Consider the following 13919-nt stretch of genomic DNA (forward strand, 5'->3'; position numbering starts at 1 on the left):
CCTTAGCAGCGCGAGGTCTAACAACCGTGTTGCAGCGGACGTTATCAAGCTCTTGGTTAGGATACAAAGGTGATCTGTTGTCGCTGAACAGCACCGTTAGACGCCCTTTAGCGGCGGAGTTGTTTAAGAACCTCAAATCCAGAGATAATATCGAGTAGTTCCCCTGTAATTGAATTTTGGCGCTGCTGACGATAATCAGCGTTCAGATCTGCCAAGCGTTCTTCGATGTTTTTCTCAGCCGCCTGCATCGATAACAGCCGACCCGCGTTTTCACTGGCCAGAGATTCAACCGTAGCCCGATACAGTGAAACAAAGAGGTACTGACGAGTCAAGGCGGAGAATAAGGCATCCCAGTTCAGGCTGAACATTGGCGTGGCCGAGGAATGCCAGGGGCGCTGTTCGAGTTGCTGGAGCCACGTGCGATCGAGGGGGAGAAGTTGTAGTGTTGAGGGTTGATAGGACGTGGTTGACACAGATCTGTTGTAGAACAGGAGAATTTGTTCCACTTGAGACATCGGTACTTCTGGCATCTCACCTAGCATTGCAGCCCTTTGGTCACGATTTTGGCGAAACCGCCACTGCTCGATCGCCGACACGAGATCTTGAATGAGCCGAGTGGTGCCAGCCAGGGAACTGGGTAGAGAAAACGGCATCTGAATCGGCTGTTTTGCCTTTTCTAGATAGGGAACCAGACGGGCTCCAACGGCTGCAACGAGGCGCTGATGCGGTTGAATTTTGCGCTGGTCTAACTCTTCTAGGGCATAGGTCACAATTTGCTCATTAAACTGCCCACATAAACCCCGATCGGAACCAAATAGAATTACCCCAACCCATCCATGATTTGGGGGATGTGAGGTGAGCGGCAGCCGCCTCATCGAGGTTTCAGAAAAACGGCGGTGATGCAGCAACGCCTGAAGTCCGAGTTCGACCGTGTGATTGTAATCCGATAGGGATGTTCTCGCTTTTTCGTACTGGCGGATGTTGACCATTGCCAGCGCTTTCATCGTTCTGACCACAGCGCGTAAATCTTCGATGCTATTGATGGTGGCGCGGAGAGATTCCAGGGTTTGCATGGCAATCGTTGGGGCGTTAGAGAGCGTCGATCGCTGTTTGGAGGGTGCGCAGTAGCACCGTTCGATCGCTTTCGGTCAATGGTTTACCCCGATGGATGCGATCGCACAAATCGGGCAATTGGTGGGTGATGGACTGGCTGAGGTGATGTTCTACAGCCATGATCCGATCGAGGGGGACAGCATCGAGTAGCCCATCGGTGACGGCAAGGAGGATCGCGATCTGCTCGGCAACGGAGAGGGGAGAGGACTGGGGCTGTTTTAGCACTTCCCGAATCCGCCGCCCCCGATCTAGCGTCCGTTGGGTGGGTTCATCGAGTTGGGTACCAAAGCGGGCAAAGACTTCCACTTCTTGGAATTGGGCATAGGAGAGGCGTAATTCTCCAGCAAGGGACTGGTAGGCGGGAAGTTGGGTTTTGCCCCCAACCCGTGACACGGATTTGCCCACATCCACCGCTGGGAAAATGCCTTTTTGAAAGAGGTTGGGAGAGAGATAGATTTGCCCATCGGTGATGGAGATCAAGTTCGTTGGGATGTAGGCGGAAATATTCTGCGCCTGGGTTTCGATAATGGGCAGCGCCGTCAGGGAACCGCCCCCCAGTTCGGGACTGAGATGGGTGGCGCGTTCTAATAACCGCGAATGGAGATAGAAAATATCACCGGGATAGGCTTCTCGACCAGGGGGGCGGCGCAGCAGCAGGGAGAGTTCGCGGTAGGTGCGGGCATGGTGGGTCAGGTCGTCGTAAACAATGAGTACATCCTGCCCCTGCTCCATGAAGTACTCGGCCATCGTGGTGGCACCGTAGGGGGTAATGTACTGCAAGCCCAAGGGGTCTTGTCCGGCGGCAACCACCACAACGGTGTAATCCATTGCACCTTGTTCTCGCAGGGTGGCAATCACTTTAGCGATCGCCGCCGATCGTTGCCCGATCGCACAATAAATGCAAATGACATCCTGGTCTTTCTGGTTGAGGATGGTATCAATGGCGATCGCGGTTTTCCCCGTTTGGCGATCGCCAATTATCAATTCCCGCTGCCCCCGCCCAATGGGAATCAGCGCATCGACAACTTTTAGCCCCGTTTGGAGGGGTACCGTGACGGGAGCGCGATCGAGAATGGCGGGGGCTTCCCGCTCCACCGGACGGCGTTCAGCGATATCTAGGGCACCGCGACCATCCAGGGGTTGTCCCATCACGGTGACGACGCGCCCCAGTAGGGCTTCCCCCACGGGGACATCCATGATGCGCCCGGTTCGATAAACTTCATCCCCAGCTTGCAGGTATTGGCTCTCTCCCAGCAAAATTACCCCGACTTCTTCTGGATCGAGGTTAAAGGCAATGCCCAGCAGCGGCTCCCCCCCCGACCCAACTCCCGCTCTGGCGAAGCAAACCAGTTCATCGGCTCGGACTCCGGGTAAACCCGTTATGCGGGCAATCCCCGGTCTGACGGACTGAACGATTCCTGTCTCGCGGATCGTGAGCGTGGCCTGATAGTTGGTTAGCACTTGGGCAATGGTGGCACAGGCATCAGAACAGGCAGCCTGCACCTGCTGAGATATGGGGTTCATGGTGGGAGGCTCCCTCCTGGGTTAGGGCGGCGGATAATCGTTGTTCTAGCGTTTGCAGGTAGGTGTCTAAACTCCAAACGATTTCCTGTCCGGCGAGTTTGATTTCAATGCCACAGAGCAAGTTGGAAGCAGTGACAAACTCAACGGGATGAGATACCGAGAACTGGGAACGTAATTCATCGATGACCCTTGGGCGCAGGTCGGATGGGATCTCAAAACTGCTCCGGACCCGGATGGGTTGATGAGTTTGAGCGAGGGCTTGGGCGATCGCCTGTCGTTGCCGCTCATCTAAATGGCGCAGGCGATCGCAGAACCCCCGAATCATCTGTCCCTCTAGATCGGCATTGGCTAAATCCCGTAAGGCTTGGCGGGCGATCGCAGCAGTTTGGTGGATCACTTGTTGGCGCAGGGTGCGTAGAAACGCCTCCTGTTCTTGCTGCAAATCTGCTTGCCAAGCGGCCCTCTGATCGGTTATCTCTTGTCGAACCTGAGTCAGCAGGTGTTGCCGTTCTTGTTCGGCGATCGCTTGCGCTTCTGCCAACACAGTGGCTTGCCGCTGTTGGAGTTCCTGTTGCTGTTGTTGATAGGTTGCGAGAGCCTGTTGCGCCTCCATTTGTAAACGTTCTGCCTCTTGCCATTGCTCCTCAAGTAGAGTCTGACGTTTGTGCATCACCTCGAGAATGGGTTTATAGAGCACCCACCGCAGCAATGCCACCAGAATGAGAAAGTTCAACATCTGGGCAAAGACGGTAAACCAGTTAATCAGCACCTTAGCCCCCCTTGAAGTGATTCCAGAAGGGATTAACAAATAACAGAATCATCGACACCACCAAACAGTAAATGGCCGTCGATTCCACCATTGCCAATCCAACAAATAGGGTGCGGGTAATCACATTGGCTTTATCCGGTTGTTGGGCGATCGCCCCCAACGCCCGTGCCACCGCCCACCCTTCCCCCAAAGCGGGTCCAATCGACCCAATGGCCATCGTTAGCCCTGCCATAATCATGGCAACCATTCCCATAACGGCTAAATCACTCATCAGTCTTCTCCTGGTTAGAAACGGGATGATTGTGCTGCTGCGCACTGGTTGCTGAAGCAATATACACCAGCGCCAACACCGAAAAAACGTAGGCTTGAATCACACCAAAGACCAGCCCCAGCACATGCATAGCGATCGGCACAAACAACGGCACCAGCGAGAGCAAAATGGCCCCTAATAAATTGCCGCTCATAATATTGCCAAACAGCCGTACAGCTAAAGCCAAGGTGCGAGACACTTCACCAATAATCTGAAAAGGCAGCATGATGGGGGTCGGTTCGAGATAACTTTTCAAGTAGTACCCCAGCCCTTGTTGCCGAATGCCAAAAATCGGCACTGCAAAAAATACACAGAGTGCCAAGGCAGCCGTCGTAGAAAGAGAACCCGTTGGTGCATGATAGCCTGGAACGACGGTGAGCAAATTGGAAGTAACAATAAATAGAAACAGCGTTCCCACAAACGACAGATACGGTTCTGGGTCTTGTTGAGTAATCTCTCGAATTTGGTTGTAAATACCGTCTACTACCATTTCCAAAAAGTTTTGCCAAGGTGGCAGTTGTGGGCGCACCGACAACCGTCGTGTTATCCACCAAGCCCCTCCGACCAATAGCCCCATCGTGAGCCAGGTAAAGAATAAGGTGGCATTGATCACGATAGATTCTTGGGCATAAATCACGATGTTGTCAGGGCTAATTTCCATCTCACTCCTCCAACATTAGATTTGTCAGGGAGGCTTGGGGTCGCCAGCGGGCAATCAGCAGGGTTCGTGCGAGTAAAAAACCGACTAGGGCAATGAGTAACCGTTCCCAATGCCCCCCAATCATGAAATAAAATCCCAGAATTGCCACACTCAGCCGTATCACGCCACTGCTAACCATGAGCAACACAGGATGTTGGCTACGAGTCAAGTTTTGTACGGTGAGCCATAAACAACTGAAATAAAAGATCCCCAAGACAAAGCCAAGTGGGAGAATCATTAAATCGGGTAATAGGGTATGGATAAAAAGGTTCATCATGGTGCTCCATAAAGAGGAAAATGGGATTTAGATCATGGTTTTCAATCGATTCAAGATCTGTAAAACATCATAAAGTTCATTGCGTCGTCGGTTTAAAGAAAAATCTTCAGAGAAACCATATTGTTGATGGTGCAGTTTCATAAACATAGAATATGCACCATTGCTCACCAGCCCAAACGTTGGCAGTTCTGGCCTGGGATTAGCGGACATATATGCTAGGGCTTGGGGCAGAGCTACATCAATGCTAAAAGATGTTCGTTTTGCTTCTACCAGAACGATCCAAAGGTGTTCTTGCACAATCAAACTATCAATTCGCCCTTGATAGATTTTGTCCTCGTCGTCGGCAATTTCAACTTTGACTGAGGCTTCTGAGCGTAAGCGAAAGGGGGGATCATAAAAGCCTGCCAGTTCCAGCAGGGGAGCAATCACGATAAAATTCACAGCGCCTTCGAGTAAATGCCCTAACTGTCGAGGGTAGAGATAGTGTTGTTTAATCAAATCGAGGCGTTGCTGTTCTGCGGTCGTCAGGGGAGGTAACTCCGATGCCCATTCCACGAAGAAATCTGGGTCTGGACGGAAAGACAATCCGAACCGAGCTTCTACTTCTGCAAGGCTATCAATATAATCGGCGATCGCCAGAGATTGCGTCATCTTATTTCACCCGACTAGCGCTGCCTCATTCCAAGGGGCATCATCGTTTTTGCTCTTTCTGAATCCAATACCAGGCATTCCAGCAGCCCAGAACAATGCCGACAAACAGCAACATTAGCGTCCAAGAGTAGGGACTGGGAAAGCGTTGGTCGATCCAAATGCCCAGAGCGATCCCTAGCAACGTCGGCACCATCACCGACCAGCCCACCATACCAAATAAGCCCAAGCCTACCCAAATACTGCGATCGCCCTCCTGGCGTGCCTCCACTTTACGCCTGGATTTCTCTGTAACTTGCTGCTCAAAGGTGAGCCGATCGGGGTCAGGATTTTCTGATTTTGACGGGTTAGAGGGCTTCATGCGATCCTCCCAATTCCATAAACTCACGGACAAAACTGGTTTCCAGTCGCGCCAACATACTGCGTGCGCGTTGTTCCCGTTCATCCAGATCCCGAAACTGTTGTTGCACCGCTTCTTGCAAGGTTTCAAGACGGTTTCCCCGCAAGGCATTTCTGACTGAAATCCACACCACTGCCCCCTGTTTCACCAAAATGCCTGCATCGATCGCTAAAAATACCTCCTCCCCAGTCTCTGACTCAAAGGAGAGGATGCCAGGAACCAAAGCCGCGATCCAATCCACATGCTGAGGTAACAGACAAAAGGAGCCATTTTCGCCTTCCGCAGTGACTTTGGTAACACGCTGATTGACCAGGACTTCCGTTGGCTGCATCACTTTTAGGTGCATCATGGTTTTGCCTCCTTGATGTCGCCAATCATGTACAGAGCGCTTTCGGGATAGTCTGCAAACTCATCGTTGAGGATGCGATCGCACCCTTCTAATGCGTCCTCTAGTCGTACCAATCGTCCTGGTTTGCTGGTAAATTGCTCGGTGGAAAAGAACGGTTGGGTGAGGAATCGCTCCAAGCGACGGGCGCGGTAGACAATCTGGCGATCGCTGGCTGAAAGTTCTGCCATCCCTAGCATCGCAATCATGTCCTTTAACTCCTCGTAGGTGGCCAGGGTTTGTCGAACCGCCAGGGCAATTTCATAATGGCGCGTTCCGGCGATCGCGGGCATTAACATTTTTGAACTCGATCGCAGGGGATCGACGGCGGGATAAAAGCCTTCGCTAGCCCGTTTGCGGGAGAGGACGATCGAGGCAGACAGATGCCCAAAGGTATGCACTGCGGCTGGATCGGTAAAGTCATCCGCCGGGACATACACCGCTTGCACTGAGGTAATCGCCCCAGTGGTGGTGCTGGTAATGCGTTCTTGCAAGGCTGCCAATTCCGTTGCCAAGGTCGGCTGATACCCCACCCGTGACGGTAATTCCCCCATCAAACCTGACACTTCCTGTCCCGCTTGGATAAACCGAAAAATATTGTCAATCAGCAGCAAGACATCCTGCTGCGCATCGTCTCGAAAATATTCCGCCATTGTTAATGCCGCATGACCAACCCGAAACCGAGCACCGGGCGGTTCATTCATCTGTCCAAACACCATAATCGTTTGGTCTAACACACCCGCCATCTGCATCTCGCGGTAGAGTTCTTCCGCTTCCCGATTGCGTTCACCAATACCGCAAAACAAGCTGATGCCCTGGTGCTGACTGACCATGTTGTGGATCATTTCCGTAATCAGCACCGTTTTACCGACACCAGCCCCCCCAAACAGTCCGGCTTTGCCCCCCCGATCGATCGGTGCTAAGACATCAATGACTTTGATCCCAGTTTCCAGAATTTCCGATTGGGTAGACTGCTGCATCAATGGAATGGCAGGTTGATGAATCGATCGCCACCTCACATCTGTTAAAGGTTCTCGTTTATCGATGGGGGTGCCAAATACATTAAACATGCGCCCCAGCAGCGATCGCCCTACTGGGACTTGCAGCGGCTGTCCCAGATCAACCACAGGGACTCCCCGCGCTAAACCTGATGTCGGGGTCAGGGCAATGCCGCGAATGACTTCCGCATTTAGATGGGCAACGACTTCCACAATAACGTTGCCATCTTCACCTGCATTCAGTCGATTAAGGTAAGCAGGTAAGCGTTGTGAAAACTGGGCATCCACCACACTGCCCCGCACGGACAACACTGTCCCCGTATTACTCGCGGGCAATGCAGTGGTGCGCGATTGAGTGATTGGATTCTGCATTCAGGTGAGCCTGCTGCGAATCATACTTGCCTCAAGATGAATGGGTTAATCGCTTCCAGGCTGAATCGATCGCTTGTTTCATCCGTTGTCCAGTATGGCTGAGGCTATGTTGGAAGTCTTCCCACTTATCTTGCAAAAATTCACTGGCTTCTTCTAAGGCATTTTTGTCATGTTGTCCGGATTGGCCGAGTTCATCCCGTATTTCTTTGATTTTGACACGAACAACGTCGGGTTTATCCTGGGGTGACAGGAGTTTTGCCAAGCGATCGCCCATGCGCTTCACGAGATTCTTCACCTGTTGCGATTTTTCACTCAGGAACCCCTGTAGCCCCTCGGATTCACTCTTGAGCCGATCTTTAGCATCCCCCTTGATAATGACAACCTCGGCGTCGATCGCTTCCACATCTTCAGGAAATAAAACGGCCCGACCCCCAAAGGGGGCTGCGATCTCACCGCCCAAAATGTAAGCCGCAATATCGCCCGTTTCCCAATCAAAGAGAAAATCTTCTACCCAACCCAGGGGAGTACTCAACGAGGGCGTGCGAACCGCCATCTGATGGAGACGGCGCAGAGATGGCGGTGGTGTCAGTGCTAATTCTGAGTAAGTCAGTAAGGCATCAGGGCCGATTATGGACACTTGCTCTAAGGGCGTATAACCGGCATCGCTAGCAAAGTAGACAACTCGACCGCTATCATCGATCCAAACTTCTTCGACACTGCCATAGCGGGTAGCTGTGCTACTATCCATTGCCATTAAACCAACAATTTGACTCCGACGAATAACGTTAAACATCTTTCATGCCTCCTTAAAATCCATGATTAGGTTAATGATTAGGCTAATGATTAGGTTAACAATAGGGCAAATAATCCGCACAGGGCAATGCCATCAAATACTCCAGCACCACCAATACTCAGCACCCCCGGCGTCATACGTTCGATTTCCCGGAGATGGAGGAGATCGGCGCCAATTAAAGTGCCTAGGACCCCTCCAGCAAAGGCGATCGGGGCTGCACCATAGCCACCCGTTAGCAATAGGGATGCCATCGCTGCGGTAAGGGGAGCAACCAGTGCGTTCATCTGAATCCCAATACCAGGGACAACTTGAGCTGAGTAGTAGCTCACAAAGGTGACGATCGCAGTTACGCTTAGAAGTATTAAAGGATTGGAACGAGTAAATTCGTAAAGGGCCAGTAAAGTCGGAATGAGTCCCCCGCCAACGTTGAGGGCAACGATTGTTTTTTGTTCCATTTTCCGCAAGGGAATCCCCCAAAACCGCGCGATCCAAAGCTCTGTAAAATCTGGCACGATTGAGACCTGAGAGACACGCTCGTAGAGAGGAATATTGATGGTACTGCCCAAAATCACGGCAGCAAATAAAAGTAGGGCAAAACCAGGAGAAAAGCCCAGCTTGGCAACAGCGACTTCAACGACATCGATGGCGATCGCTAGCCAAATGAAGGGGAAAATAAGTAAGAAAAGTAAAAACAGTAACAGGGTAACGGGAAGGTAAATCATTGCAGTTGGGTTCACTAAAAGGGATATTGCTCGATGGAGGCTGGACGGCGGCGCAATCGAAAATGCTGATTGTCTGATAGATCTTGAGGATTGACTTGCGAGAGAAATTCATTTCTTGTATTTGAAATTGCCTCAAATTGCTGAAATATCCAGACTCGTAAATACAATAGTCCACCTAAAACGACTAAAAAAGCGCAAACTCCCAATAGACGATCGATGGGAATATCTACGACTCCTTGTAAAATCACTTCCCGCAATGCCGATACTAGAGAAACTTCTACGGCTGCCCCAATCGAAATCTGCTGCTCTTGGAGGTAGATAATTAACAAGCGAAAGATTTCTACCAGGATGAGAACAAACAAAATATCAGACGTAATGGCTTGAAAGTTGATCGGTTTCAACAAGGATAAAAACATTTCACCTAACCGAATCAACATAACGCAAAACAAACCAATACAGAGAGATATCACAATAAAATTCTGGAAAAACTCCAGATGCTGCACGATAGTGTCTCTTTCAAACCATAATTTCCAGCGTTGATTTGGCGAGGATAGATACTTCATAGTCATGGCAGAATACGCAAAATTAACGACTGGTCATCAATTTTCCTAACCAGAGGCAAGCGCTTAAGCCAAGGCTGAGAAGAATACCAGTGGTCAAGGGAAAGTAGAAGGTAAAATACTCATTCTGCACTAAAATATCGCCGGGTAAACGACCAAGGGGGATGTGCTTCAAGGTTCCACCACTAAGCCAGAGCAAGCCTCCTAGCAACAGGATGCCAGCACCAAGAACGACGAGTATTTTCCCAATTTCTGCAATCATAGTTGTACCTAGGAATCGATTGGCGTCAGGATTTTGATAGTTAACAACCAGCCCACTAATGTCTGGTTCTAAACTCTGTTTGGTAAACACGCAGTTGGGCCTTGAGTTGAGCAATTTCGGCTGCCATGTCGAGCACCATCGCGGCACCGACTAAATTTAATCCTAAATCGCGGCGCAGGCGTTGAATTTGTACCACGCGGACGAGATCCTGGCGGCGCAGCATCGTGCCCGTTGGTTCCACCAGACCTAACGTCACAAATTGCTCAATAAGGGGTACTGAAGTTTGGGTAAAATAAGCCGCTTGTTCAAAGCTGTAGAGGCGATCGCCTGCATTCGACCAAACCACTCGTGAAAGTCCCATGCTAGTGGTCATAGACGCACCTCCGCGATCGCTTGACGGGGATCAAAACTGCTAACCTGCTGCAACTTCTCATAGCATTCTCTTTCCTGCATACTTAGGTCCTTCGGGGTGACAATTTTCAACCTTACCAATAAATCAGTTCGATTGCCCTTAGGATCGCGCCAGCCTTTGCCACGTAATCTCAAGGTTTGTCCAGAATCGACACCAGGGGGAATGCTCATCGTTACCTTGCCGTCAGGTGTCGGAACTTTTATTTGGGCACCGAGTACAGCTTCTGCCGGACTAATGGGGACTTCACAAATTAAATTATTGCCTTCAAACCTGTAGAAAGAATGGGGCAGTAACTCGATGGTGAGGTATAAATCCCCCCGCTGCTGGCTAAAGGGACTGATCTGCCCTTTGCCCTTGACCCGAATGCGGCTGCCGGATTTTGCCCCGGCTGGAATCCGAACGGTAACTGTTTCATCCCCAATTTGTAACCGTTTCTGGGTGCCGTGAAAGGCTTCCGAAAAGGTGAGGGCGATCGCGGCTTCCGTATCTTGGGCCGGCATGTCCACAAAACGGCTGAAGGGATCATCCCCAAAGTCCACGTATTCTCGGAATCCCTCTGGCCCCGTGGTGGTTCGATAGGTATACACCCGTTGCCCAGTCCCCCCGCTGCGCCCGAAGCGTCCCAGCAGTTCGTTAATAAAGTCATCAAAACTACTGTACTGCCCGAAGTCCATCCCTTCAAAGCCAGCCCCACCCGGCGGGGGTGCCCCCGCAGCGGCTTGCTTCCAATATTGCCCAAACTGGTCATATTTCTGGCGCTTTTCTGGGTCAGACAGTACCTCGTGGGCTTCATTGATCTCTTTGAAGCGAGCTTCTGCTGCTGGATCACCGGGATTCAAATCAGGGTGATATTTGCGTGCCAGTTTTCGGTAAGCCTTTTTGATTTCTTCTGGTGTGGCGGTTTTACTCACTCCCAGAATTTCGTAATAGTCTTTGAAATCAGTGGCAGCCATCGGCACCTCCAGGGAAGGAAAACGAATGGTATATCGAGCAGTATGGGCAAATAACAGGTATTAAAAATACCAGGTATTAATCAATCGGCTTTGCGTTTTGAGAAGATACCCTTGTCGTCACGCTCAAACAATTGTTTAATGCGCTCCCAGGCTTTCATCAGTGCATTGGTTGTCTCTGGCGATTCGCTAAGGGACTGATTGTAGGTTTCGACAAAGGTTTGCTGTGCTTCTTCTGACAAATCTGCCTTCATTTCAGGTGAGAGTTGATCGCTGCCTGTCAATTCGCCTTCAGGTTCACGGGGCAATTGCATATCTGTAATGGAAACTTCCTCACCGCCAGCACTTTGCAAAAGTAGGAAGGTTTCACCCGATTTCTCTTCGGGAACTTCTACGACCAACAAAAATTCACCCGCTTGTACCCGTGTTTGATAAATTGCCGCCTTATCCTGGGGCATTCCCAAGGAGATGAGCGCAGATCCTAACCCTGCCCCCAGTGCGCCGTAGAGGGCACCGCTGGTTGCTCCCAGTAGCGCTGCACCCAGTGGCCCTGCTGCGACAACAGCACCTAAAAAGGGAATAAACAACACACCAACCCCCGTCAGTAGACTTAAAACGGAGCCAAATAGGGAGCCATAGAGCGCACCGCTGGCAAAGCCATCTAAAATCACATCCTTTTTAGTCAAAAAACCAGTGATGCGAGCTTCTGACTGGAAGTTACGTCCAACGATAGAGATACGCTCTTTGGGGACACCGCGATCGAGCAAACGTTGAACAGCATCCTGTAATTTTTTTTCATCCTTAAAGGCAGCGGAAACGCACTTCTCTGGAGCTTTGGCAAAGGCTGAAGTCATGTGATTATCTCTCCTGCTTGATTTAGATATTAATAGAGTAGACCACAGAGGTACAGTGAACACAGAATTTTTTAATACCTCTGTGATCTTGGAGTTATTAATGCTCGACAAAATCAGCATCGATAACATCTTCACCACCGCTGCTTGTGCTGCTGGTGGTAGTGCGGCCATTGGGGGTGCTGCCACTGGCTTGGGAGTAGACCGCACTGCCAATTTGCATGAGCGCCTGCTGAATATCATTGGTGAGGGACTTCATACGATCGTAGTTTTCTCGTTGAATCGCGGTGCGCAGGTCTTGAATTATCCCTTCTAGGCGAGTTTTGTCTGCCGTGGGGACTTTATCGCCCAAGTCTTTGAGTTGCTTTTCGGCTTGATACGCAACCGAATCCGCATTGTTTTTGGTGTCAATTTGTTCGCGGCGGCGACGATCGGCTTCAGCATTGCGCTCAGCTTCTTTCACCATGCGATCGACCTCGGATTTATCAAGTGTTGAAGCCCCGGTGATCGTAATGGATTGCTGTTTGCCGCTGGCCTTGTCTTGGGCAGAGACAGAGAGAATGCCGTTGGCATCAATATCAAAGGTAACTTCAATTTGAGGGATACCACGGGGGGCAGGAGGGATGCCATCGAGTCGGAAGGTGCCCAGACTCTTGTTGTCCGCTGCCATTTCTCGCTCCCCTTGTAGAACATGGATTTCTACGTTGGTTTGGCCATCCGCTGCGGTGGAAAAGACTTCCGATTTTTTCACAGGGATCGTGGTGTTGCGGGGAATAATTTTGGTCATCACGCCACCTAAGGTTTCCACACCCAGGGACAGCGGCGTGACATCCAATAGCAACACGTCTTTCACATCCCCGGCCAATACCCCTGCTTGGATGGCCGCACCGATCGCAACCACTTCATCTGGGTTCACACCCTGACAGGGTTCTTTCCCGGTCATTTGCCGCACTAATTGCTGCACGGCTGGAATGCGAGTCGAACCCCCCACCAGCACCACCTCATCAATATCGCTAGCCGTGAGTTTGGCATCACGCAATGCTTGCTCAACGGGTTTACGGCAGCGATCGAGCAGGTCACTACACAATTGCTCAAACTGCCCTCTGGTCAGGGTCACATCCAAGTGCTTGGGGCCATCCTGCGTAGCCGTGATGAATGGTAAATTAATCTGCGTTTGCGTCGCTGCCGACAGTTCAATCTTGGCTTTTTCTGCGGCCTCCGTCAGCCGTTGCAAGGCTTGCTTGTCTTTGCGTAAATCAATGCCTTCATTGCGCTGAAATTCAGTCGCAAGCCAATCCACAATCTTTTTATCAAAGTCATCACCTCCCAAGTGGGTATCCCCACTCGTGGCTTTGACCTCGAACACCCCATCTCCGACTTCCAAAATGGAGACATCAAAGGTACCACCACCGAGGTCAAACACTAGGATGGTTTCATTGCTTTTCTTGTCTAACCCATAGGCCAGTGCTGCCGCCGTCGGTTCATTGATAATTCGCAGAACTTCAATACCTGCAATTCGTCCGGCATCTTTAGTGGCTTGTCGCTGCGAGTCGTTGAAGTACGCTGGAACAGTAATGACCGCTTGGGTGACAGGTTCACCCAAATACTTGCTGGCATCATTCACCAGTTTACGCAGCACTTCAGCGGAGATTGCCTCAGGTGCGAATTGTTTTTTCTGAATTGGGCAGTCAAGTTTGACATTGCCATTACCGTCTCGCAATACCTTGTAGGAAACCAGAAGTGTTGAAAGTTAGGTTAAGCGATGGAAAAAAGGGACAGAATGCAGTATTCTGTCCTCTAACAAATAAAAAATGATGTTCTATGATAGCCTCATTCCCGAAGCTTGTCAAATTGATCTTGAAGCAGCTTTGTC

The 13919-nt window shown here is 50.7% G+C and carries 17 protein-coding genes and 1 pseudogene; all 18 read right to left on the minus strand.

What is annotated here, in order from left to right; genetic code table 11:
* Positions 1–107: 107 nt before the first annotated feature.
* Positions 108–1073 carry a F0F1 ATP synthase subunit gamma gene (locus ACWIUF_RS07275; protein WP_448571621.1) on the minus strand — a complete coding sequence of 322 codons (966 nt, stop codon included), beginning with the start codon at positions 1071–1073 and terminating at the stop codon, positions 108–110.
* Positions 1074–1089: 16 nt separating this feature from the next.
* Entirely contained in the window at positions 1090–2637 is a 1548-nt protein-coding gene (locus ACWIUF_RS07280; protein ID WP_448571622.1) for an alternate F1F0 ATPase, F1 subunit alpha, read from the minus strand.
* Positions 2597–3406: a F0F1 ATP synthase subunit B family protein gene (locus ACWIUF_RS07285; RefSeq protein ID WP_448571623.1), complete on the minus strand. Its 810-nt coding sequence runs from the start codon at positions 3404–3406 to the stop codon at positions 2597–2599. The genes ACWIUF_RS07280 and ACWIUF_RS07285 overlap by 41 nt, the downstream gene beginning before the upstream one ends.
* A gap of 1 nt (position 3407) precedes the next feature.
* The gene (locus tag ACWIUF_RS07290; RefSeq protein WP_448571624.1) at positions 3408–3677 is read right to left on the minus strand and encodes a F0F1 ATP synthase subunit C; all 270 of its coding nucleotides are present in this window, start codon (positions 3675–3677) and stop codon (positions 3408–3410) included.
* Positions 3670–4377: a F0F1 ATP synthase subunit A gene (locus ACWIUF_RS07295; RefSeq protein ID WP_448571625.1), complete on the minus strand. Its 708-nt coding sequence runs from the start codon at positions 4375–4377 to the stop codon at positions 3670–3672. The genes ACWIUF_RS07290 and ACWIUF_RS07295 overlap by 8 nt, the downstream gene beginning before the upstream one ends.
* Before the next feature lies 1 nt (position 4378).
* Entirely contained in the window at positions 4379–4693 is a 315-nt protein-coding gene (locus tag ACWIUF_RS07300; RefSeq protein ID WP_448571626.1) for an N-ATPase subunit AtpR, read from the minus strand.
* Positions 4694–4720: 27 nt separating this feature from the next.
* Positions 4721–5344: a type I restriction endonuclease subunit R gene (locus ACWIUF_RS07305; RefSeq protein ID WP_448571627.1), complete on the minus strand. Its 624-nt coding sequence runs from the start codon at positions 5342–5344 to the stop codon at positions 4721–4723.
* Positions 5345–5384: 40 nt separating this feature from the next.
* Positions 5385–5702, minus strand: a complete 318-nt coding sequence (locus ACWIUF_RS07310) for an AtpZ/AtpI family protein (protein ID WP_448571628.1) — start codon at positions 5700–5702, stop codon at positions 5385–5387.
* Positions 5689–6090: a F0F1 ATP synthase subunit epsilon gene (locus ACWIUF_RS07315; RefSeq protein ID WP_448571629.1), complete on the minus strand. Its 402-nt coding sequence runs from the start codon at positions 6088–6090 to the stop codon at positions 5689–5691. Before ACWIUF_RS07315 ends, ACWIUF_RS07310 begins: the two co-directional genes overlap by 14 nt.
* Positions 6087–7496, minus strand: a complete 1410-nt coding sequence (gene atpD, locus ACWIUF_RS07320) for a F0F1 ATP synthase subunit beta (RefSeq protein WP_448571630.1) — start codon at positions 7494–7496, stop codon at positions 6087–6089. Before atpD ends, ACWIUF_RS07315 begins: the two co-directional genes overlap by 4 nt.
* Before the next feature lie 31 nt (positions 7497–7527).
* A complete protein-coding gene (locus ACWIUF_RS07325; RefSeq protein WP_448571631.1) occupies positions 7528–8289 on the minus strand; it encodes a PRC-barrel domain-containing protein in 762 nt (253 codons plus the stop codon).
* 50 nt (positions 8290–8339) lie between these two features.
* A complete protein-coding gene (locus tag ACWIUF_RS07330) occupies positions 8340–9011 on the minus strand; it encodes a DUF1614 domain-containing protein (RefSeq protein ID WP_448571632.1) in 672 nt (223 codons plus the stop codon).
* 14 nt (positions 9012–9025) lie between these two features.
* Positions 9026–9580: a phosphate-starvation-inducible PsiE family protein gene (locus ACWIUF_RS07335; protein WP_448571633.1), complete on the minus strand. Its 555-nt coding sequence runs from the start codon at positions 9578–9580 to the stop codon at positions 9026–9028.
* Positions 9581–9596: 16 nt separating this feature from the next.
* Positions 9597–9833: a DUF2905 domain-containing protein gene (locus ACWIUF_RS07340; protein WP_448571634.1), complete on the minus strand. Its 237-nt coding sequence runs from the start codon at positions 9831–9833 to the stop codon at positions 9597–9599.
* Between the two features lie 55 nt (positions 9834–9888).
* The gene (locus ACWIUF_RS07345) at positions 9889–10206 is read right to left on the minus strand and encodes a chaperone modulator CbpM (protein ID WP_448571635.1); all 318 of its coding nucleotides are present in this window, start codon (positions 10204–10206) and stop codon (positions 9889–9891) included.
* A complete protein-coding gene (locus ACWIUF_RS07350; RefSeq protein WP_448571636.1) occupies positions 10203–11198 on the minus strand; it encodes a DnaJ C-terminal domain-containing protein in 996 nt (331 codons plus the stop codon). Before ACWIUF_RS07350 ends, ACWIUF_RS07345 begins: the two co-directional genes overlap by 4 nt.
* Positions 11199–11278: 80 nt before the next feature.
* Complete coding sequence (locus ACWIUF_RS07355; RefSeq protein WP_448571637.1) at positions 11279–12049, minus strand: ChaB family protein; 771 nt, start codon at positions 12047–12049, stop codon at positions 11279–11281.
* Positions 12050–12146: 97 nt separating this feature from the next.
* A pseudogene (gene dnaK / locus ACWIUF_RS07360) lies at positions 12147–13781 on the minus strand (molecular chaperone DnaK); the annotation flags it as partial.
* Positions 13782–13919: the final 138 nt, after the last annotated feature.

It is taken from the genome of Trichothermofontia sp. (assembly GCF_053493415.1).

Excerpts from the sequence above, each read along its gene's own strand:
- ACWIUF_RS07275 (WP_448571621.1), bottom strand. The coding sequence starts at position 1,073 with ATGCAAACCCTGGAATCTCTCCGCGCCACCATCAATAGCATCGAAGAT.
- ACWIUF_RS07280 (WP_448571622.1), bottom strand. The coding sequence starts at position 2,637 with ATGAACCCCATATCTCAGCAGGTGCAGGCTGCCTGTTCTGATGCCTGT.
- ACWIUF_RS07290 (WP_448571624.1), bottom strand. The coding sequence starts at position 3,677 with ATGAGTGATTTAGCCGTTATGGGAATGGTTGCCATGATTATGGCAGGG.
- ACWIUF_RS07295 (WP_448571625.1), bottom strand. The coding sequence starts at position 4,377 with ATGGAAATTAGCCCTGACAACATCGTGATTTATGCCCAAGAATCTATC.
- ACWIUF_RS07300 (WP_448571626.1), bottom strand. The coding sequence starts at position 4,693 with ATGATGAACCTTTTTATCCATACCCTATTACCCGATTTAATGATTCTC.
- ACWIUF_RS07305 (WP_448571627.1), bottom strand. The coding sequence starts at position 5,344 with ATGACGCAATCTCTGGCGATCGCCGATTATATTGATAGCCTTGCAGAA.
- ACWIUF_RS07310 (WP_448571628.1), bottom strand. The coding sequence starts at position 5,702 with ATGAAGCCCTCTAACCCGTCAAAATCAGAAAATCCTGACCCCGATCGG.
- ACWIUF_RS07315 (WP_448571629.1), bottom strand. The coding sequence starts at position 6,090 with ATGATGCACCTAAAAGTGATGCAGCCAACGGAAGTCCTGGTCAATCAG.
- atpD (WP_448571630.1), bottom strand. The coding sequence starts at position 7,496 with ATGCAGAATCCAATCACTCAATCGCGCACCACTGCATTGCCCGCGAGT.
- ACWIUF_RS07325 (WP_448571631.1), bottom strand. The coding sequence starts at position 8,289 with ATGTTTAACGTTATTCGTCGGAGTCAAATTGTTGGTTTAATGGCAATG.
- ACWIUF_RS07330 (WP_448571632.1), bottom strand. The coding sequence starts at position 9,011 with ATGATTTACCTTCCCGTTACCCTGTTACTGTTTTTACTTTTCTTACTT.
- ACWIUF_RS07335 (WP_448571633.1), bottom strand. The coding sequence starts at position 9,580 with ATGACTATGAAGTATCTATCCTCGCCAAATCAACGCTGGAAATTATGG.
- ACWIUF_RS07340 (WP_448571634.1), bottom strand. The coding sequence starts at position 9,833 with ATGATTGCAGAAATTGGGAAAATACTCGTCGTTCTTGGTGCTGGCATC.
- ACWIUF_RS07345 (WP_448571635.1), bottom strand. The coding sequence starts at position 10,206 with ATGACCACTAGCATGGGACTTTCACGAGTGGTTTGGTCGAATGCAGGC.
- ACWIUF_RS07350 (WP_448571636.1), bottom strand. The coding sequence starts at position 11,198 with ATGGCTGCCACTGATTTCAAAGACTATTACGAAATTCTGGGAGTGAGT.
- ACWIUF_RS07355 (WP_448571637.1), bottom strand. The coding sequence starts at position 12,049 with ATGACTTCAGCCTTTGCCAAAGCTCCAGAGAAGTGCGTTTCCGCTGCC.